This window comes from Streptomyces hokutonensis (assembly GCF_000376565.1).
GTDB lineage: Bacteria > Actinomycetota > Actinomycetes > Streptomycetales > Streptomycetaceae > Streptomyces > Streptomyces hokutonensis.
The window spans coordinates 69,017-91,840 of the sequence record NZ_BARG01000033.1; the positions used below are offsets into that span (position 1 = coordinate 69,017).

The following is a 22,824-nucleotide window of genomic DNA, read 5'->3' on the forward strand; positions in this document are numbered from 1 at the left end:
TGGCCTCCTGAGGGCAAATTCGTTGACAGCGGCCAGAGTTGGGCCCCATGAGGAACCGCGGTCGACGGCCGGATGAATCCAGGGTGTCGGCCGCTCGTCGGGCAGGAGCGGGTCCGAACGCTGCACTCAGCGCGGGGGACCGAACCACTTGGGCAGCCGATCGAGCAGGCCCTCCTGATCGTCACCGACCCAGGCCACGTGGCCGTCCGGCCGCAAGAGGGCGGCGGGTACGTCCAGTTCGGGTTCCTCGACGACGTCGACGACATGGTCGACGCGATCCGCCCAGCCGGTAACCGAGAGTTGGCCGGTCCGGTCGAGCAACAGCCCTCGGCCGCCGTGCATCAGCCCGTAGAGGTGCCCCTGCGTCAACTTCACGTCCCGCATCCGTCGGCCGACGAGTTCATGGTCGTCGCCGAAGTCGTAGCGGATGCCGACCGCGGTGATCATCCCGGTCACGTACCGGTTCACCTCCTCGAAGTCCATCAGCGTGGAGAACAGCCCCCGTAGTGCGGTCGCACCCGGATCGGTCCCCAGAAGCGTGATCTGCGCGCGCGTGTTGCCGAGCACGCGGGCGCCCACTGGGTGCCGTTCGAGGCGGTAGCTGTCCAACAGTCCTTCCGGAGCCCACCCGTTGACCGCGGCGGCCAGTTTCCAGCCGAGGTTGAAGGCGTCCTGCACACCGAGGTTGAGCCCCTGTCCGCCGGTCGGCGGATGGATGTGCGCCGCGTCGCCGGCCAGGAGCACCCGGTCGACCCGGTAGCGCTCGGCCTGCCGTGTGGCGTCGCCGAACCGTGACAGCCAGCGCGGCGAGTGCACGCCGAAGTCGGTGCCCGCGACGGCCCGCAGCTGCCGTTTGAAGTCGTCCAGGGTCGGCGGGGTCGCGCGGTCCTCGGCCACCCCGTCCGCGGGCACCACGACGCGGTACATGCCGTTCTCGCCGGGGCTGACGCCGAACCGCAGCTGGGTCTTGCGGACGTCCTCGACGGCGGCGGCGATCGTGGCCGGATCCTCGGTCACCGCCATCTCTCCCAGCAGTGTCTCGACGGTGGCGGGCTCCCCGGGGAAACCGACACCGAGCGACTTGCGCACGGCACTGCGGCCGCCGTCGCACCCGACGAGGTAGCGCGAGCGCAGCTGTGCGCCGTCCGCCAGCTCGGCGGTCACCCCGTCCGCGTCCTGGCTCAGCCCCACGACTTCACGGCCGCGCAGGATCTCGGCACCGAGCTCGACGGCACGCTCGCCCAGCAGCCGCTCGGTGACCGGCTGCGGGGTGGCGACCCCATAGGGGTGAGCCGTGTCCAAGCCGTCCGGCCAGGGCTTGACGATGCCGCCGAAGAGACCGCCGGCCACGAACTTCTCACTCACCGCGAGAAACCGGTCGAGAAGTCCGCGCTGGTCCATGATCTCCACACTGCGCGCGTGCAGACCCTGCCCGCGGGACTCCCCGGTCGGCTCGGTCAACTTCTCCAGCACGACCACGCGCACGCCGTGCAGCCGCAATTCGCAGGCCAGCATCAAGCCGGTCGGTCCGCCGCCGGCCACGATCACGTCCGTCATCGAAACGCCCATTCAAAGAGATTGCTTTCCGGCCGGCCGCCCTGAGGGCATCTGTTTCACGGACCCCGCGTTTCCGCAGCTCCAGGCCTCGGTCGGCCATTTTGCGGCACTGCAGGGGCCTTGCCGCAAGCCCCGTGCTGCGCTATACGTTGGGTGTGGCAAGGAGCGGACGACCTCCTTGCCATTGCCTTTTTCCGACACCTTTTCCGACGCGCTTCTCCGGGCGCTCGATTTCTTCGGACCGGGTCGCCGGGGGTGTCGTCAACCCCCCTGGGAGGACCCGGGTGACCCCCGTACGGACACGGGGGGTGCCGCCATGGTCGCGACCGGTCACCGATTCGTACGTTTGCTCAGGTCACCCCGTTGCCTGAGAGAGCCGGAGACCGGACATGTCCCAGACCACCGCAGTCGTCGGCGCGCATGATCCCGGGGATGCCGTAACGGCGTCCCCAGGAAGCGAGTTCGCGCCTCTCCTGCGCACGGTCAAGAGCCGAGGCCTACTGGAGCGGCGGCGCGCCTGGTACGCGCTCTGCGTCTCCGTCAACGCCCTCGCGCTGGCCGGCATCGTCACCGGCATCGTGCTGATCGGCGACTCCTGGGCGTCCCTGCTCCTGGCCCCGCTGCTCGCCGTGTTCGGCGCCCGAACGGCCTTCATAGGCCACGACGCGGGTCACTCCCAGATCGCCGGCGGCAGGGCCGTCAACCGCCTCATCGGTCTGATCCACGGCAATCTGCTGCTGGGAATGAGCTACTCCTGGTGGAACGACAAGCACAACCGCCACCACGCCAACCCCAACCACATCGACAAGGACCCGGACGTCGTCGCCGACATCCTCGTGTTCACCGGTGAGCAGGCCAGGCACCGTTCCGGTTTCCGGCGTTGGCTCACCCGCAACCAGGCCGGGCTGTTCTTCCCGCTCACCCTCCTCGAAGGCATCGCCCTCAAGGTCCACGGATTCCAGGACCTGCGGCGGCAGCCCCGGCGCGAACGGACCGTCGAAGGCGCGCTCCTGGTGGGTCATCTCGCGGCCTACGCCACGCTGCTGCTGACCTCGATGTCCCCGGGGAAGGCACTCGCGTTCGCCGCACTCCACCAGGCCCTGTTCGGACTGCACCTCGGTCTCGCCTTCGCCCCCAACCACAAGGGCATGGAGATGCCGGACCCGAACGGCGAACGATGGGGCCATCTCCGTCGCCAGGTGCTCACCTCACGGAACATCCGGGGCGGCCCCCTCACGGACTGGTTCCTCGGCGGGCTCAACTACCAGGTCGAACACCACCTCTTCCCGAGCATGCCGCGGCCCAATCTGCGGCTCGCCCAGCCGCTGGTGCGCGCCCACTGCGAGGATGTGGGTATCCCCTATGTGGAGACCGGGCTCGTCGACTCCTACCGACAGGCCCTGCGCCACCTCCACGAGGTGGGGGAGCCGCTGAGGCCGGAGTGGACGGAGTGACGACGGAACGGCTGACGGCTCGGGGACGGGTGGCCCCCGGGGACCAGTAGGGGAAGCGTCTCAGGGATGTCTCAGGGTCGCGGTCCGGAACTGTGGGAAGCGCGGACCCGTTTTCACATCAGAGAGCGGCCGTGGCCGCGGAGGAGGCAACACATGTCGAGGAACACGAAGATCGTTGTAGGAGGTGTGGCGGTCGGACTGATCCTGTTGATCTGGCTGCCCTGGTGGGTCTCATTCCTGATAGTCGTGGGAGTGCCGGCCGCCGCGTATCTCACGCTGGATCCCTCGCAGCGGCGCCGGCTGCGCCGTGTCGCGGGCAAGGAGATCGGCCGCTGACACCGACACACCGACGCCCCACCGCGCTCCCGTCCGGCGCGCGGGAACAGAGAACAGCACGGCACCGTCCGCGGGGCTGCTGACAGCAGCTTCGCGGACAGTGCCCGGCTACGGGAGCGTACGGTCGCTCAACTCGGCCGTACGGCAAGCTTGTCCAGCGCCTCCAGAAGACCTGGCAACTCCGGACCTCGACCAACTGGCAGCACCTCGCCCGGCTCCTCGTCGAGCAGGACGAACGCGATGTCGTCGGTCCGGGCCACCATCGACCAGCCGGGGCCGTCGGCCCGCAGCGTGCGCGCCTCGCCCGGCGCGAAGGACGATCTGACGCGCCCGAGTGGCGGCGGGGCGTCCACGTACGCGCGGGCCTCCGACAGCACCCTGCGGACCCCGCTGTGGCCCGTCTGCGGGCCTTCTCCGCCGCCGCCCGAAGCGACCTCGTCCGACTCGGACGCGTCTTCGGAGGTGACGTCACCCGGCGACGACTCCGAAGCCTCGGCCGCGCTGCCCTGGGCCGGGAAGGCCGAGTCGTCGATCTGCTCCCGCCACAGGGCCCACTGCAGCGCGATCTCGTCGGCGCCCAGCCGTCGCTGCGCCGGGCCCCAGGTGGTGGTGTCCGGCGGGGCCAACGGCGGCCGGTCCACGAGGTCGGGGTCCGGGTCGTGCGGCGCGGGCACATTGGGAGCCGCGACCGCGACCGCGAGCGGCCAGCCCGGCAGGGCCGCGACCACCGTGCGTTCGCTCGGCGACAGGTCGTACTCCATGCCGCAGTCCCAGGACGCGATGGCGACCGCGACCAGCGACACGTCGTCGATGACGACCGTCCACCGCGCACCGTCGCCGTCCTGGCCGAGCACCAGGCCGTACCCGTCGGCGAGCGGCGCCATACCGAGCGCGGCGCAGGCCTCCGGATAGTCGTCACCCAGCACACTCGGGAACTTCGCCGGCGTCAGCAGCACCGCCGTGAGCACATAGAGCGCGTCGTCCTCGGCGGCGACGGCCTCTTCATCCGTGTCGGCCATCCCAGCCTCCCCATCATTCGTCCAACCGCGCGCACCCTAGTGTGCCCGGAAGCCGCTTGTCACGACTCCCAAGTACACGCGGAGCTGCAGTTTTCCGTCTGGACAGGGCGAAATGACCACCGGCGACCCGAAGTGTCAGGCCGCAGGGAGCCCGAGAAGGGCCCGGGCCACCGTCCGCGGCGACTCGTCACGCTCCCTGGCGAGCGCGACCACGGCCCGGCACGCCAACTCGCTCACCCCGAAGGACAGGGCCTCCGGCGACACCCAGCCCGCGGCCTCGTCGATCCGGTCCTGGTCGTCCTCCGCGCGTGCCGAGACGTAGACGGCCGCGGCCTCGAACAGGTTGTGCCCCCGCCGTTCGGGGCCGTCGCCGGTCTCCGTGCGCGTGGAGGCGAGAAGTCTGGCGAAGGTCTTGCGGGGCCTGTCGAACATGCTGACCACCTTCCCCCTGCGTGGTGTTCTGTCGCCGACCGTCCATCTACTGCTACCCAACCTAGAGTTGGAGTTGCGGCGACAGAAGGGGGACGTTGCGGTGAAGCGCCTGGAGCGTCCCGCAGCGGTGCGACTCAGCCCTCGCGCACGGCCAGCGCCAGGAAGCGGGCGTCCTCGTCGGTGTACGACGTCATACGCCATCCCGAACCGGCAAGCAGCGGACGGAGATTGGGCTCCGCGCGCAGGTCGTCCGGGGTGATCTGCCGTCCCTGACGCGCCGCGAGCGCCGCGCGGCCGATCGGGTGGAACAGGGCGAGCGTGCCGCCGGGGCGCACCACACGCGCCAACTCCCGCAGATTCACCTCCGGTTGGGGAAGATGCGCGATCAGACCCGCCGCGAACACGGCATTGAGCGATTCCGGCCGCAGCGGCAGCGCGGCCACATCGGCGAGCAGCAGGCACCCGGCACGGCCGCGTCCGGCCCGTACGGCGGCTTCCAGCATGGCCGGGGTCAGATCGGCCCCCACCACCACTCCCGAGGGCCCCACGGCCGCACGGAGCGGCGGCAGGGCGCGCCCCGTCCCGCAGCCCGCGTCGAGCACGCGATCCCCTGCGCGCAGCGCAAGTTCGGCCACGGCCGCCGCGTAGGCGGGGCCGTCGTCCGGGAAGCGGCTGTCCCAGTCCGCGGCGCGCGCACCGAAGAACTCCCGGACATGCGTGTGGTCGTCGTTCATGTTCCGCATGATCCCTCACCGACACGGATGACGCTTCGGTGCACACGTTCGAGCGTGACGCGGTCGTTCAGGCGCCTCACTGCGTCATATTGCAACACCTTTCGAAATGCGCCCCCTTTGTGCGCCCATGCCCCTACTAGCGTCCCCTGGTCATGGGACACCTGGACCACGCGACCTTCGGCTGGCTGACCCCCGTGCTGTCCTACGTGATGGCCTGCATGGGCTCCGCACTCGGGCTGCGCTGCACCGTCCGCGCGCTCGGCGCGACCGGCCGCTCGCGCCGCAACTGGCTCGTCACCGCGGCCTCCGCGCTCGGCACCGGCATCTGGACCATGCACTTCGTGGCCATGCTCGGTTTCGGCGTCAGCGGCACCGACATCCGCTACGACGTGCCACTGACCGTGCTCAGCCTCGTCGTCGCCATCGTCGTCGTCTGCGCGGGCGTCTTCGCGGTCGGCTACGGCCGCGACCGTGGCCGCGCGCTCTTCCTCGGCGGCCTCACCACCGGACTGGGCGTCGCGAGCATGCACTACCTGGGAATGGCGGCGGTGCGGTTGCACGGCGATGTGAGCTACGACCCGATGCTCGTCGGGCTCTCCGTCCTCATCGCCGTCGTCGCGGCGACCGCGGCCCTGTGGGCGGCCCTCAACATCAAGTCGCCCATCGCCGTCACCGTCGCCTCACTCGTCATGGGGGCGGCCGTCGCCAGCATGCACTACACCGGGATGTTCGCGGTGCGCGTGCACGTCACCCCCTCCGGCTCGGTCCTGCCCGGGGCCACGGCGATGCAGTTCATCTTCCCCCTCGCCGTCGGCCTCGGGTCCTACCTGTTCCTGACCTCGGCGTTCGTCGCACTGTCGCCGACGACGGGAGAACGCGAGGCGACCGCCTCGGCCGAGCGGCCCGCCGAGAGCGTCGCCCACTGACAAGCGGCCCGACCGACAAGGGCCCGCCACGGCACGCCCCGAACCACTCCCGAGCGAGGAGGCCATGCGCAACCCCCGTAGGACCCCGAGAGCCGGCGCCGAGACGCCGCCGCCCGTGCGCGGTCGCCGCGCACACGCCGGACCACCCGCCGACGAACTCTTCGACGAGCCCCTGGACGCACCGCAGGACGAGGTGTCCCCGCGCGTGGGACGCTGGCGGATGCGTCCCCGCACCGTACGGGCCAAGATCGTCTGCCTGCTGATGGTGCCGGTCGTCTCCCTGCTCGCCCTGTGGGCGTACGCCACCGTCAGCACGGCCCAGGACGTCGCCCGGCTACGGCAGTTGCAGCGCGTGGACTCGGCGGTGCGCAGCCCCGTCGCGGTCGCCGTCGTCGCGCTGCAGGCCGAGCGGTCGGCCGCGGTGCGCTACGCCACCGACCCCGGCGCCGAGCCGAGCGGTGACCTGAAGAAGCTGGCCGCGAACACGGACCTGGCCGTCGCGCGGCTGCGGCTCGGCGACACCAGCACCGTCGCCGACGGCGAGGAACTGCCGGCCGGAGTCGCCCAACGCCTGGAGACCTTCGTCACCGGAGCCGAGCGACTGCGCTCGCTGCGGGCCGACGTACTCGCCCACCGCGCGGGATGGGACGAGACGTACGGGCAGTACACGAGGACCATCTCGACGGCCTTCGCCGTGGGCGGGGCGCTCACCGGAATCCAGGACGCCGCCCTCGGCTCCGACGCGCGCGTGCTGCTGGAGTTCTCCCGGGCCGCGGAATCGCTGTCGCAGGAGGACGTGGTGCTCGCCGGTGCCCGTCTCGACGGCCGCCTCGACGGGGAGCGGCTGCGGCTGTTCACCGGCGCCGTCGAAACGCGGCGTACCCTCACCGACTCCGCCACCGGGGATCTGCGGGGTTCCGAACGCACCGCCTGGCGGAACCTCGCCGACACCGGCGCCTACACGGTGGTCGGCGCGGTCGAGGACAAGGTCCTCGCCGCCAACTCGGGCACCCGCGCGATCGCTTCGGCTCCCGAGAGCACCTGGAACAACGCGCACGCACGCGTGCGGGACGGCATGCGCGCCATCGAGGAGGACGCGGGCGGCGGAGTCGCGGACCGCGCCGATCCCTTCGCACGAGGACTGCTCACCCCGGCCGGCGCCGCCGTCCTGCTCGGTCTCGCCGCCGTCATCGCGTCGCTCGTCATCTCGGTGCGCATCGGGCGCGGTCTCGTCGTCGAACTGGTGAGTCTGCGCAACGACGCCCTGGCGATCGCCCGCCACAAACTCCCCGAGGCCATGCGCAGACTGCGCGCGGGGGAGGAGATCGACGTCCGCGCGGAGGCTCCGCCCGGACCGGCAGCGGAGGACGAGACCGGGCAGGTCGCCGAGGCCCTGGGCACCGTGCACCGAGCCGCCCTGAGGGCCGCTGTCGAACGCGCCGAACTCGCGAGCGGCATCTCCGGGGTCTTCGTCAACCTCGCCCGCCGCAGCCAGGTCCTGGTGCACCGTCAACTCAGCCTTCTGGACAGCATGGAGCGCCGCTCCGAGGACCCGAACGAACTGAGCGACCTGTTCCGCCTCGACCACCTCACCACCCGTATGCGACGGCACGCCGAGAGCCTGATCATCCTCTCCGGCGCGGCACCCGGCCGGGCCTGGCGCATGCCGGTCTCGCTGACCAACGTGGTCCGCGCCGCCGTGTCCGAAGTCGAGGACTACGCGCGCGTGGAGGTACGCCAACTCCCCGAGGCCTCCGTCCTCGGCACGGCCGTCGCCGACCTCACGCACCTGCTCGCCGAGATCGTGGAGAACGCCGCCCAGTTCTCGCCGCCGCACACGCGTGTGCGCGTCACCGGCGAACCCGTCGGCAACGGGTATGCCGTCGAGGTCGAGGACCGGGGTCTGGGCATGGGCCCGGAGACGCTGGCCGAGGCCAACCGCCGCATCGAGCAGTCCGAGGCCCTCGACCTCTTCGACAGCGACCGGCTCGGCCTCTTCGTGGTCAGCAGGCTCGCCGCCCGCCACGGCATCAAGGTGCACCTGAGGACCTCGCCCTACGGCGGAACGACAGCGGTCGTACTGCTGCCGACGGCCCTATTGCACGGCGGCGCGGCCGAACGCGCCCCCCGCGCGGCAGTGGACGACGGACAGCGGGCCGTGGAACGCGAGTACGCGCGCGTGCCGTCCCCGCCCCCGCACCAGGAGTCCGTCCCGGCACCGGCCGACCGACCCGCGCTGGCGTCCCCGCCCCGGGTCTCGGCGGAGCCGGCGAACGGCACCCCGCCCCCTGGAGTCACCACCTTGCGACTGCACCGACCTCCCGAGGACACCGAGGGCCCCGAGGACGGCGACGACCTCCCCCGCCGGGTACGGCAGGCGAGCCTCGCCCCCCAGCTCCGCGAACAGCCCGCCGCGGACCGGGAACGGGCGCCTGCCGCCCCTCGCGACGAGCACCGCAGTCCGGAGGTCGTACGGGACCGGATGGCGGCCTACCGCGAAGGCTGGACGCGCGGCGGCGGCAGGCAGCCGGGCCGCGGCGCCACCCCAGGCCCCGCAACGGGCAGCGACAGCAGCGAAGGAGACCCCGCATGATCCAGGACCCGAGCATGAGGGCCGCCCAGCGGTCAGGTGAACTCGACTGGCTGCTGGACGACTTGGTGATGCGCGTCGGCGAAGTACGGCATGCCGTGGTGCTGTCCAACGACGGCCTCGCCATCGGAGCCTCCACCGACCTCGACCGCGAGGACGCGGAACACCTCGCCGCGGTCGCCTCCGGATTCAACAGCCTCGCCAAGGGCGCGGGGCGGCACTTCGGCGCCGGCGGAGTGCGGCAGACCATGGTGGAGATGGACGACGGCTTCCTGTTCGTGGCGGCGGCCGGGGACGGCTCCTGCCTCGCCGTCCTCACCTCTGTGACCGCCGACATAGGCCTGGTGGCGTACGAGATGGCACGGCTGGTCAAGCGCGTCGGCGAGCACCTGTACACGCCGCCGCGCGTCGGTGCGCGGCCACCCGCCGCCGGATGAGGCGAGAAGGCGGTCCGTTCCGATGACCGAAGACATGACCGGTGTCCCGCACGAGCCGGGCAGCCAGTGGTACGACCAGGAGGCCGGCCCTCTCGTCCGCCCCTACGCCATGACGGGCGGACGTACCAAACCGGGCCCCACAGGAGTGCGGTTCGACCTGATCGCGCTGGTCACGCTGGACGCGGGCGCGCCCGGCTTCGACGACGACACCGGGCTCGGACCGGAACACCGGGCCCTCATCGACCTGTGCCGCGCGGAGACACAGTCCGTCGCCGAACTGGCCGCAGGAGCGGACCTTCCCCTGGGAGTGGTCAGGGTGCTCCTGGGCGACCTCCTGGAGCTCGGCTGTGTCACCGTCAGCCGTCCCGTGCCGCCCGCGCAGCTTCCTGACGAACGGATTCTGCGCGAGGTGATCGAAGGACTCCGGGCACTGTGATGAAACTTCAGCACCACTCGAACGCGTACGACGACGACTTGTGCACCCTTCCGTACACCGAACAGGTGCGAGACGGTCACATCGGGCAAATAGCGGTCCAACCGCCCGTAGTGAGGCCGTACTTGCCAGGATGCACACCTACGGACGTCGACCGTTGCCGGCACTCCCGAGAGAAGTGATCGATGGTCTCCGAGCACTCCGATGCCGAAGGCGGCGAGACGACCGCCCTGGCATTGAAGATCCTGGTCGCCGGCGGATTCGGCGTGGGCAAGACCACCATGGTGGGCGCGGTCAGTGAGATCAGGCCGCTGCGCACCGAGGAACTGCTCAGCGAGGCCGGCCAGTTGGTGGACGACACCGACGGCGTGGACCAGAAGGTCACGACGACCGTCGCCATGGACTTCGGGCGTATCACCATCAGGTCCGGTCTCTCCCTCTACCTGTTCGGCACCCCTGGCCAGGACCGCTTCTGGTTCCTGTGGGACGAGCTGTCACAGGGAGCCCTGGGAGCCGTGGTCCTCGCGGACACCCGGCGCCTCGAGGACTGCTTCCCCGCGGTCGACTACTTCGAGCACCGGCACATCCCGTTCGTGGTGGCCGTCAACTGCTTCACGGGCGCCCGCAGTTACGGCGCCCACGATGTCTCCCGCGCCCTGGACCTCGACCGGGGAACACCGGTGGTCCTCTGCGACGCCCGGGACCGCGACTCGGGGAAGGAGGTGCTGATCCGGCTTGTCGAGTACGCCGGACGGATGCATACCGCCCGGATGCTCGACTCGGTGGGCTGACCGGAGCTCTCACTCCGAAATCCCCTTCAGGGCCACCACCTTCTCAACCGTGACGCGGACGAGGAGTTCGCCCGGCACTCCGTTGCGGGCGCCGAACTCCTCGGCACGCTCCTCGCCCATGTACCGGGCCCCGATCCGGGCGGCCCAGTACCGGAGTTCGTCCGGGTCCTCCGACAATGTGGCGCGCCCCTGCAGCACCACGAAGTCGAACGGCGGCCGATCGTCGTCCACGCAGAGGGCGACTCGCCCGTCACGGGCCAGATTGCGCCCTTTTACCGTTCCTTTCGCGGTGTTGAACACCACGTCGTCCCCGTCGAGCAGGAACCAGATCGGCGCCACATGTGGGCTCCCATCGGCGCGAACGGTCGACAGCTTGCCCGTGCGCGTGCCGTGCGAGACAAACGCCCGCCATTCCTCGTCGGTCATGTTCTGTGCCATGCCCCTATCCTCCTTGCTCGGGCGACGGGCGTGGTGAAGGCTGACGGGAGATCCTCCGGCCAGGGGGAGACGCGACACGGGGAGGCCGGAACATGGCGCAGAACCAGGGACTGAGCTGGCTGCTGGACGATCTGACCGAGCGCGTCGAACACGTACGCCACGCGCTGGTCCTGTCCAACGACGGACTGGTGACCGGCGCGAGCACGGGACTTCGCCGCGAGGACGCCGAGCATCTCGCCGCCGTCTCGTCCGGACTGCACAGCCTGGCCAAGGGCTCGGGGCGGCACTTCGGCGCCGGCGGGGTGCGGCAGACGATGATCGAGTTCGACGACGCCGTCCTGTTCGTCACCGCCGCGGGCAGCGGCAGCTGTCTGTGCGTCCTCAGCGGCGCGGACGCGGACATCGGCCAGATCGCCTACGAGATGACACTGCTCGTCAACCGCGTCGGCGAGCACCTCGGCGTGGACGCCCGGCAGCCCGAGCGAACTCCGGTCACGGACCTCTGACCTGCGAGTTCGTCTGCTCCCGCGAAGTTATCCACAGGCTCGCCACGAGATTCTCCGAACCGGCTACGGTTTGTCCATCGCGAACGCACACAGCGTGAGCAACGGACTCCACGGGGGAGATCGACCATGGCAGGCAACATCATCACCACACCGTCGGAACTCGCGTTCACTCCGAGTCGCGCGGCACGGGAACTGGGCCTCAAACGAGGCGAGTTCGACCTCGCCGTCCATCTCGGACGCATCCGCACCGTGCCCGACGAAGGGGGCGGCGGCCGACGCGTCGCCCGCACCGAGATCGACCGCCTGCGCTCGGCGGAGGGGTTCCCGGAATCGCTCGTGGAGAGCGTCAGGACCGTGGGCACCACGGACGGCGCGGCCCTCATGGAGGTCACCCCCGCCAGGTTCACCCGCCTCGCCCGGCTGGGACTGGTGGTGCCGGTGAGGTTCTATCTGAACCGCTACCGAGCCGTGGTCTGGCTCTATCTCGCCGAAGAACTACGGCAGTTCGCCACCGACAAGAACCACACCGCACTGCTGAACGGCCGCACGCCCGAAGGACTGCGCGACCAACTCCAGGAGGGCCTGGATCTGCGGCCCCGCAACTGGCGCGGACGCCACCTGGGATTCCTGCTGCGCGAGGCGGACGGTCCATGGGAACGCGCAGGTGCTCTGTCCGCCTTGCTCGACCCCCTCCAGGTGGCCGAGATCGTCCCGGACCCCTACGAGCGCGCCCACTTGAACCGGTTCCGGCCCGACCCGCCCGCCCACGGCACTCCGGGCTCGCCCTCCGCCCACCTCGCCGAGCGGATCATGACGGCGGACCACCCGGACGAGATCAGCTGGCTGCGGGCGGACCTGGCCCAGGTACTGGACGAGGCGCGCAGCCAGCGCCCGGCACCGCGCCCCGCCTCCCAACCAGCCGGATCACCGCCGCGCCCGAGCGAGCGTCTGGCCGGACCACCGCCGACCCCGAGCGAGCACCCGTCCGAGCCGGCGCCGGAACCCAAGCGATCACGCGGCATGCTGAGCTGGCTGCGCCGCAGAAGCGCGTGAGTCGCGAAAAGGGTGAGCCGCAGCGCACGTCCGCCAGTTACAGCGCCCTGAACAGCCCTTCCTGGACGACCGAGACGAGCAGGCGTCCCTCCAGGTCGTAGATGCGTCCGCGGGCCAGACCTCGTCCGCCCGTCGCGATCGGGGACTCCTGGTCGTACAGGAACCACTCGTCCGCGCGGAACGGCCGGTGGAACCACATCGCGTGGTCCAGCGACGCCATGTCGAAGTTCCGCGGCCCCCACAGGGGTTCGACGGGGATCCGGACGGCGTCCAGGAGCGTCATGTCGCTGGCGTACGTCAACGCGCAGGTGTGCACCAGGGGATCGTCGCCGAGCGGCCCCACCGCGCGCATCCACACGGCGCTGCGCGGCTCGGCGTCCTTGATCTCCTCGGCGCTCCAGCGCAGCCCGTCCGCGTACCGGATGTCGAAGGGCTGACGGCGTGCCATCCGCTCCAACTGCTCGGGCAGCACGCCCAGATGGGCCCGGACCTCTTCCGACACCGTCGGCAGGGACTCCGGGTCCGGGACCTCGCGGGGCGGCAGCTGGTGCTCGAAAGGACCTTGCTCAGGCTTGTGGAAGGAGGCGGTGAGATTGAAGATCGTGCGGCCCTGCTGTACGGCGGTGACCCGGCGGGTGGTGAACGACCGCCCGTCCCGCACCCGCTCGACCTGGTACACGATCGGCACGCCCGGCCGGCCCGGGCGCAGGAAGTACGCGTGCAGCGAGTGCACGGGCCGGTCGCCCTCCGTGGTGCGCCCCGCGGCGACCAACGCCTGGCCGGCCACCTGGCCGCCGAAGACCCGCTGGAGGGATTCGTGCGGGCTGCGGCCACGGAAGATGTTGACCTCGATCTGCTCCAGGTCGAGCAGGTCGACGAGCCGCTCTGCCGGGTTCGTCATGGGTGGGATTCTCCTGTGCTCACAGCTGGCCGACGTCGGTGACACGGACGACCGCACGGCCCTCCGCGTCGGAGGCCGCGAGATCGATCTCCGCGCTGATGCCCCAGTCATGATCGCCGTTCGGGTCGGCGAAAATCTGCCGAACGCGCCACAGGTTGTGCTGCGGCTCCTCCTCGATGAGCAGGAGCTTGGGCCCGCGGGCGTCGGGGCCGGTGCCGAGGTCCTCGTACTCGTCCCAGTACTTGTCCATCGCCTCGCCCCACGCGTCCTCGTCCCAGCCGGACTCGGCGTCCATCTCGCCCAGTTCCGCGACATGGTCGAGGGCGGCCAGTTCGACCCGGCGGAACATCGCGTTGCGGACGAGGACCCGGAAGGCACGCGAGTTCGCGGTGACCGGCTTGACCTGGTCGGCCTTCTCCTGGGCCTCCTCGGCGGTCATCTCCTCCGGGTTGGCGAGCTGCTCCCACTCGTCCAGCAGGCTGGAGTCGACCTGGCGCACCATCTCGCCGAGCCAGGCGATCAGATCCTGCAGGTCCTCGGACTTGAGGTCGTCCGGGACGGTGTGATCGAGGGCCTTGAAGGCACCGGCGAGGTAGCGCAGCACGATGCCCTCGGTGCGGGCCAGCTCGTAGTAGGAGGTCAACTCCGTGAAGGACATGGCCCGTTCGTACATGTCACGGATCACGGACTTCGGCGACAGCGGGTGGTCGCCGACCCACGGGTGGCTCTTGCGGTACGTGTTGTACGCGTGGAAGAGCAGCTCCTCCAGCGGCTTGGGGTAACTGACGTCCTGGAGGCGCTCCATGCGGTCCTCGTACTCGACGCCGTCCGCCTTCATCGCCGCCACGGCCTCGCCGCGCGCCTTGTTCTGCTGGGCGGCCAGGATCTGCCGGGGGTCGTCCAGCGTGGACTCGACGACGGACACCATGTCCAGCGCGTACGACGGCGACTCGGGGTCCAGCAGCTCGAACGCGGCGAGCGCGAACGTCGACAGCGGCTGGTTGAGGGCGAAGTCCTGCTGCAGGTCGACCGTGAGGCGCACGATGCGGCCCTCGGCGTCCGGAGTGTCGAGCTTCTCGACGATGCCGCCGTCCAGGAGCGAGCGGTAGATCGCGATCGCGCGCCGGATGTGCCGCAGCTGCTGCTTGCGCGGCTCGTGGTTGTCCTCCAGGAGATGCCGCATCGCCTCGAAGGCGTTGCCCGGACGGGCGATGACCGACAGCAGCATCGTGTGCGTGACCCGGAACCGGGACGTGAGCGGCTCCGGTTCGGAGGTGATGAGCTTCTCGAAGGTGCCTTCCGTCCACCCGACGAAGCCCTCGGGCGCCTTCTTCCGGACGACCTTCCGGCGCTTCTTCGGGTCGTCGCCCGCCTTGGCGAGCGCCTTCTCGTTCTCGACGACATGTTCCGGAGCCTGGGCGACGACGAGCCCCGCCGTGTCGAAACCGGCGCGGCCCGCGCGGCCCGCGATCTGGTGGAACTCGCGGGCACGCAGCGTGCGAACCCGGACGCCGTCGTACTTGGCCAGCGCCGTGAACAGCACTGTGCGGATGGGCACGTTGACGCCCACCCCGAGCGTGTCCGTGCCGCAGATGACCTTCAGCAGACCGGCCTGCGCGAGCTTTTCCACCAGGCGCCGGTACTTGGGCAGCATGCCGGCGTGGTGGACGCCGATGCCGTGCCGTACGTAACGGGAGAGATTGCGGCCGAACTTGGTGGTGAAGCGGAAGTTGCCGATCAGCTCGGCGATCTGGTCCTTCTCCTCGCGCGAGGACATGTTGATGCTCATCAGCGCCTGCGCCCGCTCCACGGCCTGCGCCTGGGTGAAGTGCACGATGTAGACCGGCGCCTGCCGGGTCTCCAGCAGTTCGGTCAGCGTCTCGGTGAGCGGGGTCAGCTTGTACTCGTAGGACAGCGGCACCGGCCGGACCGCCGAGCGGACCACCGAGGTCGGGCGTCCGGTGCGTCGGGTGAGGTCCTTCTCGAACATCGCGACGTCGCCGAGCGTGGCCGACATCAGGATGAACTGCGCCTGCGGCAGCTCAAGGATCGGGATCTGCCAGGCCCAGCCGCGGTCCGCCTCCGCGTAGAAGTGGAACTCGTCCATGACGACCTGGCCGACGTCGGCATGCTTGCCGTCGCGCAGCGCGATCGACGCGAGGACCTCCGCGGTGCAGCAGATGATGGGCGCGTCCGAGTTGACGGACGCGTCGCCGGTCAGCATGCCGACGTTCTCGGTGCCGAACATCTTGCACAGCTCGAAGAACTTCTCCGAGACCAGCGCCTTGATCGGGGCGGTGTAGAAGGTGACCTCGTCCCGGGCCAGCGCGGCGAAGTGCGCGCCGGCGGCGATCATGCTCTTGCCGGAGCCGGTGGGCGTCGACACGATCACGTTCGCACCGGAGACCACCTCGATCAGCGCCTCCTCCTGATGGGGGTAGAGCGTGAGACCGCGCTCCTGGGCCCACGACTCGAAGGCTTCGTAGAGGGCGTCGGGGTCTGCGGTCGGCGGCAACTGGTCGATGAGGGTCACGACCCCATCTTGCCTGGCGCCGTGGCCGATGGGGGAATCGGCTGCGGAGATGAAGATCGCTACCGCTACGCTGTGTCGCCGACGGAGTGTCAGGGCGCCCGAGCAACTGACCGGCGGCGTAAGAGGAATGGGGCGGGGAACGGCCATGATGGGACCAGCACACTCACTGTCGGGAGCGGCGGCCTGGCTCGGCGTCGGGGCGGCGACAGCCGCGGCAGGACACCCGATGCCCTGGCCGGTGGTCCTGGTCGGCGCGCTGATCTGTGCCGGCGCCGCGCTCGCCCCGGACCTCGACCACAAGGCGGCGACCATCTCGCGGGCCTTCGGCCCCCTCTCCCGGGGCGTGTGCGAGGTCGTCGACAAGCTCTCGTACGCCGTCTACAAGGGGACCAGGAAGCAGGGCGACCCGCGCCGCAACGGCGGGCACCGCACACTCACCCACACCTGGCTGTGGGCGGTCCTGATCGGGGCGGGGAGTGCGGGCGTGGCGATCCTGGGCGGTCGCTGGGGAGTGCTGGCGATCCTCTTCGTGCACATGGTGCTGGCCATCGAGGGCCTGCTGTGGCGGGCGGCCCGCGGCTCCAGCAGCGACATCCTGGTGTGGCTGCTGGCGGCGACGAGCGCGTGGATCCTGGCCGGAGTGCTGGACAAGCCGGGCAACGGTTCGGACTGGCTGTTCACGGACCAGCACCAGTACCTGTGGCTGGGCCTGCCGGTCGTGCTGGGCGCGCTGGTGCACGACATCGGGGACGCGCTGACCGTCTCCGGCTGCCCGATCCTGTGGCCGATCCCGCTGGGCCGCAAGCGCTGGTACCCGATCGGGCCGCCGAAGGTGATGCGGTTCCGCGCGGGCAGCTGGGTCGAGCTCAAGGTCCTGATGCCGGTGTTCATACTGCTCGGGGGAGTGGGCTGCGCGGCGGCGCTCAACGTGATCTGAGGCCCGGCCCCCGTTCCGGCATGGCCCCTGGGTTACGCCCCGCCGGAACCCTCGCCCGCCCCTCCGCCGTAGCGCCGCTCGAACTGGGCGATGCGGCCCTCCGAGTCCACCGTCCTGGCCTTGCCCGTGTAGAAGGGGTGGCTCTCCGAGGAGATCTCCACGTCCACGACCGGGTAGGTCTCGCCGTCGTCCCAGTCGATGGTCCGGTCGCTGGTCGCGGTGGACCGGGTCAGGAAGGCGTATCCGGCGGAGCGGTCGCGGAAGACCACGGGGTGGTAGTCGGGCTGCTTGTCCTGCTGCATGGCTGCTCCTGCTCCTCGTGCGGCGGGGGTGTGGGTGACGGCCGAGGGACGGCGAGGTCAGCCGTAGAGCGAACCCTCGTCCTCGTCGACGATGTGCATCGCGGCCTCCTCGGCGGAGGCCGCCGCGCCGTCGATGCCCACGTCGGTGGCGATCAGGCCGCTCTCCTCGTCCTCGTGCGCCCCTTCGTCGGGTGCCACGAGCCGGCCGGAGCGGATGTCACCGACCTCGATGTCCAGGAGTTCGCCGTCGGTGTCCTCGGAGTCGCCGAGGCCGTCGCCGTCGGGCACCGCGAGATCCGGGACCTCCTCGGCGAGGCGCTGGTCGAGGGTCTCACCGTGCTGACGCTCGGCGGCCGTGACGTCGGCGCGCTCCACCGCCCAGGGGCGGTCCGGTGGCGACCAGCCGCGGTCGAGGGGGTCCTCGACACCGTCGGCCACGAGGGTGTCCTCCGCGTCGAGCAGGCCCGCGTCGTCCTGTACCTCGGATCCGTCGGGCTGGTAGACGTCGTCTCCCCATCCGTCGACGCTGTTCACGGGTACCTCCAGGTGGTGGGGACCGGCCCGTACTCACCGCGCTCGGCGGCGGGCCGCCGCTGTGCGGGGCACAGGCGGAGCCCGGCACGAACCACATGGTCCCCGGGCACTCCCCGAACCGGTGCCGCTCCCCAGCCTTCCACCCCTTTTCCCCCGCGCGCAACGGCACGGGCCCCGTCAGGGGCGCGGGGCCGTGACGTGTGCGGCTCCGCCGCGTGGGCGCGACCAGCCCCCACCGGCCCGCAGCCACGTCACGACCCTCTGCGATCAGCCCCCCAACCGACCTCCAGGTCGGTCGCCGTCAAACCGGCGGAGCTACCCGTGCCACGACCGCCAGAGCGCCGCGTATGCACCCTCCGCCGCCACCAGCTGATCATGGCTGCCCAGTTCGCTGATGCGGCCGTTCTCGACCACGGCGATGACGTCCGCGTCGTGTGCCGTGTGCAGGCGGTGGGCGATCGCGACGACCGTGCGGCCGTCGAGGACGCGGGCCAGGGACCGTTCCAGATGGCGGGCCGCGCGCGGGTCGAGGAGCGAGGTCGCCTCGTCCAGGACCAGCGTGTGCGGATCGGCCAGCACCAGCCGGGCCAGCGCGATCTGCTGGGCCTGGGCCGGGGTGAGCGCAAGCCCGCCCGAGCCCACCTCGGTGTCGAGGCCCTCGTCCAGTGCCCGCGCCCAGCCGTCCGCGTCGACCGCGCCGAGCGCCGCCCACAGCTCCGCGTCCGCCGCGTCGGTCCGGGCGAGGAGGAGGTTGTCGCGCAGGGAGCCCACGAAGACGTGGTGCTCCTGGTTGACGAGGGCCACATGGGAGCGGACGTGTTCGGCGGTCATCCGGGAGAGTTCGGCGCCGCCGAGAGTGATCCGGCCGTCCCGGGGCGCGTAGATGCCGGCGAGCAGCCTGCCCAGAGTGGACTTGCCCGCGCCCGAGGGGCCGACCAGGGCCAGCCGGGTGCCGGGTGCGACCTCCAGGGACACCTTGCGCAGTACGTCGACGCCCTCGCGGTAGCCGAAGTGCACCCGGTCCGCATGCACGTCCCGGCCCTCGGGGGACAGCCCGGCGTCCCCGGCATCGGGCTCGATGTCCCGGACACCGACCAGCCGGGCGAGCGAGACCTGGGCGACCTGGAGCTCGTCGTACCAGCGCAGGATCAGGTTCACCGGGTCGACGAGCATCTGCGCGAGCAGGGCGCCCGTCGTCAGCTCGCCCACCCCGATCCAGCCGTGCAGGACGAACACCCCGCCGAGCATCAGGACCGAGCAGAGCACCGTCACGTGCGTGATGTTGATGACCGGGAAGAGCACCGACCGCAGCCAGAGCGTGTAGTTCTCCCAGGCCGTCCACTCCTTGACGCGGCGCTCCGAGAGCGCGATGCGCCGGTCGCCCAGGCGGTGCGCCTCGATGGTGCGTCCCGCGTCCACGGTCTCCGCGAGGGCCGCGGCGACGGCGGCGTACCCGGCGGCCTCGGAGCGGTAACCGGCGGGTGCGCGCTTGTAGTACCAGCGGCAGCCGACCACCAGGAGCGGCACCGCGATCAGTACGGCGGGCGCCAGCGCCGGCACGGTCACGACAAGGCCGCCGAGCAGCAGCAACGCCCACACGACGCCGATCGCCAACTGCGGTACGGCCTCGCGCATCGCGTTGGCGAGCCGGTCGATGTCGGTGGTGATGCGGGACAGGAGGTCGCCGGTGCCCGCCCGTTCCAGGACACCCGGAGGCAGTCCGACCGACCGTACGAGGAAGTCCTCGCGCAGATCGGCCAGCATCCGCTCGCCGAGCATCGCGCCCCGCAGCCGTACCTGCCGGATGAACACGGCCTGGACGGCGAGAGCGATCCCGAACAGCCCGATGGTCAGGCCGAGATGGAGTTCCCGCGCTCCGTCCGACACCCGTTCGACCAGGTCGCCGAGGAGATAGGGGCCCACCATCGACGCGACCACGGCGACCGTGTTCACGGTGACCAGGAGGAGGAAGGCCCGGCGATGACGGCGGAACAGTTCGGACACGTAGGCGCGTACGGTCGCGGGGGCGCCGACCGGCAGGGTGTTGGCCGTGGTCGGGGCCGCCGGGTCGTACGCCGGGGGCGCCACGCCGATCATGCGGTCTCCTCGATTTCTTCCAGCGCGCCGCGCAGCGCGACATCGTGGTCGTCCAGGGTGCTTCGCAGAGCGGCCTCGTCGGCGACGGCGTTCTGCGGAGCGGTCCCGCTGTCGGCGGCGTTGTGCAGTGCCGTCTCCTCCTCCGTCTCACGGGTCACCACGGCCCGGTACCGCGGCTCGCTCCGGAGCAGGTCGCGATGGGTGCCGACCGCCACGACCTCGTCCTCGTGCACGAGGACCACCCGGTCCGCGTGGTCCAGGAGCAGGGGCGAGGAGGTGAACACCGCCGTGGTCCGGCCGGCCCTCAACTTCCTTACGCCGTCCGCGATCCGGGCCTCGGTGTGGGAGTCGACGGCGGAGGTCGGCTCGTCCAGGACGAGTACCTCGGGATCGGTGATCAACGACCGGGCCAGGGCGAGCCGCTGGCGCTGGCCGCCGGAGAGGGAGCGCCCGCGTTCGGTGATGCGGGCGTCCATCGGGTCGTCGGTGTCGAGCGAACCTTGCGCCAGCGCCACCAGCACGTCACCGCACTGCGCGGCGGCCAGGGCCTGCTCCGCGCCGACCGCACCCGAGGAGGGCACATCGAGCAGTTCGCGCAGCGAACCGGACAGCAGCACCGGGTCCTTGTCCTGGACGAGGACCGCGGTGCGAGCGGAGGCGAGGGGGAGTTCGTCGAGCGCCACGCCGTCCAGGAGCACCGAGGTGCCCGCCTCGGCCGGGTGTCCGCCGAGGCGTTCCGCCAGCCGCCCGGCCGCGTCGGGGTCGCCGCACACCACGGCGGTGAACCGGCCGGACGGCACGAGCAGACCGGTGGCCGGGTCGTACAGATCCCCGGCCGGCACCTCGGCCGCGCGCGATCCCACGGTGTCGGTGACCCGCTCCAGGGACAGCACACGCGCGGCGCGTCGGGCCGAGGGACGGGAGAAGGAGTACGCCATGGCGATCTCCTCGAAGTGCCGCAGCGGGTAGGACATGACCATCACCGCGCTGTAGACGGTGACCAGTTCACCCACCGTGATCCGGCCCTCGCGGGCCAGGTGCACACCGTGCCAGACGACGACGATCAGCAGCAGACCCGGCAGCAGCACCTGGATCGCGGAGATCAGCGACCACATCCGGGCGCTGCGCACGGCAGCGTGGCGCACCTCCTGGGAGGCACGGCGGTAGCGGTCGAGGAACAGTTCCTCACCGCCGATGCCGCGCAGCACCCGCAGTCCGGCGACCGTGTCGGAGGCCAGTTCGGTGGCGCGTCCCGCCTTCTCGCGCTGTATGTCCGCGCGCCGGGTGGCGCGGGGCAGCAGCGGGAGCACGGAGACCGCCAGCACGGGCATGCCCACGGCGACGACGACACCGAGGGCCGGCTGGTACACGAACAGGCCGACGCACACGACGACGACGGTCAGCGCGGCGGCCAGGAAGCGGGACAGTGCCTCGACGAACCAGCCGATCTTCTCGACGTCTCCCGTGGACACGGCCACGACCTCACCGGCCGCGACCCGGCGGGTCAGCGCCGACCCGAGATGGGCGGCCTGGCGGGCCAGCAGTTGCTGGACGCGGGCGGCGGCCGTGATCCAGTTGGTGACGGCGGCCCGGTGCAGGAAGGTGTCGCCCACGGCGATGCCCGCTCCGCACAGCGCCATCAGCCCGCCGGTCAGGGCGAGCCGGCTGCCGGAGCGGTCGACCACGGCCTGGACGGCGAGTCCCACCCAGAACGGCAGCGCGCAGACGGACACGAAGTGCAGCAGTCCCCAGGCGAGCGACTTGAACTGTCCGCCGAGCTGGTTCCGGCCGAGCCACCACAGGAATCGGGGCCCCGAGCGGGCGTCCGGCACACCCGGGTCGGGATACGGAAGGTCTTGAATCTGCATGACGTCCCAGTGGCTCTGGTCGGGGCGGCGGAAGGAACCGCGGAGTGCGGCAACAAACCGTGAAAGGTTCGCCTCGCAGCGTGGTCGGAAGCAAGCGGTTTTCCCCGTCGGGGGTCAGAACCGGCGTTCACCCATTCGTGCCGAGATGTCCGTGACCTCACGCAATGTCGCCAAACGCGATGTGACCATGGGCCGATGCAGAGTGGCGGCACACGACGTGCGATGGTCGCGATGGCGGCTCTCGGTTCCCTCCTGACGATGACGACCCTGTCCGCGTGCGGAAGCACGGAGACAAGACACGCCGACGGCCGGGAGGGGAGACCGGGGCCCCAGGCGGCCCACCCGCGAAAAGCCGTCGCCGTCCGGACCCGCATCCCGGACGTCGGGGACCGGCTCCACCGCGACATCCCCGCCGAATCCCGCCAGGTCCTCGCGGTCTACGGCGACGGCAAGGACTCCCCGTACTCCACCGCCGTCCTGTTCACGAAGCACGGCTCCACCTGGGAGCGGACCCGCAGCTGGCCCGCGCACAACGGCAAGCGGGGCTGGACCCTCGACCACCACCTCGGGGACGAACGCAGCCCCGTCGGCGTGTTCACCCTGACCGCCGCGGGCGGTGTGCTCGACGACCCGGGCACGGCGCTCCCGTACAGCCAGGACGAGTCGTACGAGGCGCCGCGCGACTGGGACGAGTCCCACTGGCACGACTTCGACTACGTCATCGCCATCGACTACAACCGCGTCCCGGGTACCCCGCCCGACGACGCCGAACAGCCCGAGGGCGAGGACAAGGGCGGCGGGATCTGGCTGCATCTGGACCACGGCAGCGGTACGTCGGCGTGCGTCAGCCTGCCCAAGGAGGCGATGGAGTACCTGCTGCGCACGCTCGACCCGGAGCGGCATCCCGTGGTGCTGATGGGGGACAGGGCGGACCTCAAGGGGTAGA

At 70.9% G+C, this 22,824-nt stretch carries 22 protein-coding genes; 11 read left to right on the forward strand and 11 right to left on the reverse strand.

The window, feature by feature from the left end; translation table 11 throughout:
- Positions 1–126: 126 nt before the first annotated feature.
- Positions 127–1,557 carry a rifampin monooxygenase gene (gene rox, locus SSP08S_RS19635; RefSeq protein WP_019069328.1) on the reverse strand — a complete coding sequence of 477 codons (1,431 nt, stop codon included), beginning with the start codon at positions 1,555–1,557 and terminating at the stop codon, positions 127–129.
- 389 nt (positions 1,558–1,946) lie between these two features.
- On the opposite strand from rox, the gene SSP08S_RS19640 reads away from it, so the two are divergent.
- On the forward strand, positions 1,947–3,011 hold the full coding sequence (locus SSP08S_RS19640) for a fatty acid desaturase family protein (RefSeq protein WP_019069329.1): 1,065 nt from the start codon (positions 1,947–1,949) through the stop codon (positions 3,009–3,011).
- Positions 3,012–3,164: 153 nt separating this feature from the next.
- A complete protein-coding gene (locus SSP08S_RS19645) occupies positions 3,165–3,347 on the forward strand; it encodes a tail-anchor membrane protein (protein ID WP_019069330.1) in 183 nt (60 codons plus the stop codon).
- Between the two features lie 128 nt (positions 3,348–3,475).
- On the opposite strand, the gene SSP08S_RS19650 is transcribed toward SSP08S_RS19645, so the two are convergent.
- The 3 genes from SSP08S_RS19650 to SSP08S_RS19660 all read right to left on the reverse strand — a co-directional run bounded on the left by SSP08S_RS19650 (position 3,476) and on the right by SSP08S_RS19660 (position 5,532).
- The gene (locus SSP08S_RS19650) at positions 3,476–4,366 is read right to left on the reverse strand and encodes a hypothetical protein (RefSeq protein WP_019069331.1); all 891 of its coding nucleotides are present in this window, start codon (positions 4,364–4,366) and stop codon (positions 3,476–3,478) included.
- 135 nt (positions 4,367–4,501) lie between these two features.
- Entirely contained in the window at positions 4,502–4,798 is a 297-nt protein-coding gene (locus tag SSP08S_RS19655) for a hypothetical protein (protein ID WP_019069332.1), read from the reverse strand.
- A 134-nt stretch (positions 4,799–4,932) separates the two neighbouring features.
- Positions 4,933–5,532 (reverse strand): class I SAM-dependent methyltransferase, encoded by a 600-nt coding sequence (locus SSP08S_RS19660; RefSeq protein WP_026178644.1) that lies wholly within the window; start codon positions 5,530–5,532, stop codon positions 4,933–4,935.
- 152 nt (positions 5,533–5,684) lie between these two features.
- Between SSP08S_RS19660 and SSP08S_RS19665 the strand changes: the two genes are divergently transcribed.
- The 5 genes from SSP08S_RS19665 (at position 5,685) to SSP08S_RS19685 (ending at position 10,709) form a co-directional block, all read left to right on the forward strand.
- Complete coding sequence (locus tag SSP08S_RS19665; RefSeq protein WP_019069334.1) at positions 5,685–6,458, forward strand: MHYT domain-containing protein; 774 nt, start codon at positions 5,685–5,687, stop codon at positions 6,456–6,458.
- Between the two features lie 64 nt (positions 6,459–6,522).
- Positions 6,523–9,051: a sensor histidine kinase gene (locus tag SSP08S_RS19670; RefSeq protein WP_026178645.1), complete on the forward strand. Its 2,529-nt coding sequence runs from the start codon at positions 6,523–6,525 to the stop codon at positions 9,049–9,051.
- Positions 9,048–9,485 (forward strand): roadblock/LC7 domain-containing protein, encoded by a 438-nt coding sequence (locus SSP08S_RS19675; protein ID WP_019069336.1) that lies wholly within the window; start codon positions 9,048–9,050, stop codon positions 9,483–9,485. Before SSP08S_RS19670 ends, SSP08S_RS19675 begins: the two co-directional genes overlap by 4 nt.
- A gap of 22 nt (positions 9,486–9,507) precedes the next feature.
- On the forward strand, positions 9,508–9,921 hold the full coding sequence (locus SSP08S_RS19680) for a DUF742 domain-containing protein (protein ID WP_019069337.1): 414 nt from the start codon (positions 9,508–9,510) through the stop codon (positions 9,919–9,921).
- A 182-nt stretch (positions 9,922–10,103) separates the two neighbouring features.
- Positions 10,104–10,709, forward strand: coding sequence for a GTP-binding protein (locus tag SSP08S_RS19685; protein ID WP_019069338.1), 606 nt, complete (start codon positions 10,104–10,106; stop codon positions 10,707–10,709).
- Between the two features lie 9 nt (positions 10,710–10,718).
- On the opposite strand, the gene SSP08S_RS19690 is transcribed toward SSP08S_RS19685, so the two are convergent.
- Positions 10,719–11,147 carry a PPOX class F420-dependent oxidoreductase gene (locus SSP08S_RS19690; RefSeq protein ID WP_019069339.1) on the reverse strand — a complete coding sequence of 143 codons (429 nt, stop codon included), beginning with the start codon at positions 11,145–11,147 and terminating at the stop codon, positions 10,719–10,721.
- A 92-nt stretch (positions 11,148–11,239) separates the two neighbouring features.
- Between SSP08S_RS19690 and SSP08S_RS19695 the strand changes: the two genes are divergently transcribed.
- Entirely contained in the window at positions 11,240–11,653 is a 414-nt protein-coding gene (locus tag SSP08S_RS19695; protein WP_019062680.1) for a roadblock/LC7 domain-containing protein, read from the forward strand.
- Between the two features lie 126 nt (positions 11,654–11,779).
- Positions 11,780–12,706 carry a DUF6397 family protein gene (locus tag SSP08S_RS19700; protein WP_019069340.1) on the forward strand — a complete coding sequence of 309 codons (927 nt, stop codon included), beginning with the start codon at positions 11,780–11,782 and terminating at the stop codon, positions 12,704–12,706.
- A gap of 37 nt (positions 12,707–12,743) precedes the next feature.
- Here SSP08S_RS19700 and SSP08S_RS19705 read toward each other — a convergent pair whose 3' ends face one another.
- Positions 12,744–13,607, reverse strand: coding sequence for an acyl-CoA thioesterase (locus tag SSP08S_RS19705; RefSeq protein WP_019069341.1), 864 nt, complete (start codon positions 13,605–13,607; stop codon positions 12,744–12,746).
- A gap of 19 nt (positions 13,608–13,626) precedes the next feature.
- Positions 13,627–16,140, reverse strand: coding sequence for a DEAD/DEAH box helicase (locus SSP08S_RS19710; protein WP_019069342.1), 2,514 nt, complete (start codon positions 16,138–16,140; stop codon positions 13,627–13,629).
- Positions 16,141–16,285: 145 nt separating this feature from the next.
- Here SSP08S_RS19710 and SSP08S_RS19715 point away from each other — a divergent pair, with 145 nt between their 5' ends.
- Entirely contained in the window at positions 16,286–17,077 is a 792-nt protein-coding gene (locus SSP08S_RS19715; protein WP_026178646.1) for a metal-dependent hydrolase, read from the forward strand.
- A gap of 32 nt (positions 17,078–17,109) precedes the next feature.
- Here the strand turns inward: SSP08S_RS19715 and SSP08S_RS19720 are convergent, their stop codons facing one another.
- The 4 genes from SSP08S_RS19720 to SSP08S_RS19735 form a co-directional block, all read right to left on the reverse strand.
- Complete coding sequence (locus SSP08S_RS19720; protein WP_019069344.1) at positions 17,110–17,379, reverse strand: type B 50S ribosomal protein L31; 270 nt, start codon at positions 17,377–17,379, stop codon at positions 17,110–17,112.
- Positions 17,380–17,436: 57 nt separating this feature from the next.
- Positions 17,437–17,913 (reverse strand): DUF5709 domain-containing protein, encoded by a 477-nt coding sequence (locus SSP08S_RS19725; protein ID WP_019069345.1) that lies wholly within the window; start codon positions 17,911–17,913, stop codon positions 17,437–17,439.
- Between the two features lie 315 nt (positions 17,914–18,228).
- Positions 18,229–20,010 (reverse strand): ABC transporter ATP-binding protein, encoded by a 1,782-nt coding sequence (locus tag SSP08S_RS19730; protein ID WP_019069346.1) that lies wholly within the window; start codon positions 20,008–20,010, stop codon positions 18,229–18,231.
- The gene (locus SSP08S_RS19735; RefSeq protein ID WP_019069347.1) at positions 20,007–21,878 is read right to left on the reverse strand and encodes an ABC transporter ATP-binding protein; all 1,872 of its coding nucleotides are present in this window, start codon (positions 21,876–21,878) and stop codon (positions 20,007–20,009) included. Before SSP08S_RS19735 ends, SSP08S_RS19730 begins: the two co-directional genes overlap by 4 nt.
- A 195-nt stretch (positions 21,879–22,073) precedes the next feature.
- Between SSP08S_RS19735 and SSP08S_RS19740 the strand changes: the two genes are divergently transcribed.
- Positions 22,074–22,823 carry a L,D-transpeptidase family protein gene (locus tag SSP08S_RS19740; RefSeq protein ID WP_043259551.1) on the forward strand — a complete coding sequence of 250 codons (750 nt, stop codon included), beginning with the start codon at positions 22,074–22,076 and terminating at the stop codon, positions 22,821–22,823.
- The last annotated feature ends 1 nt before the right edge of the window (position 22,824 follow it).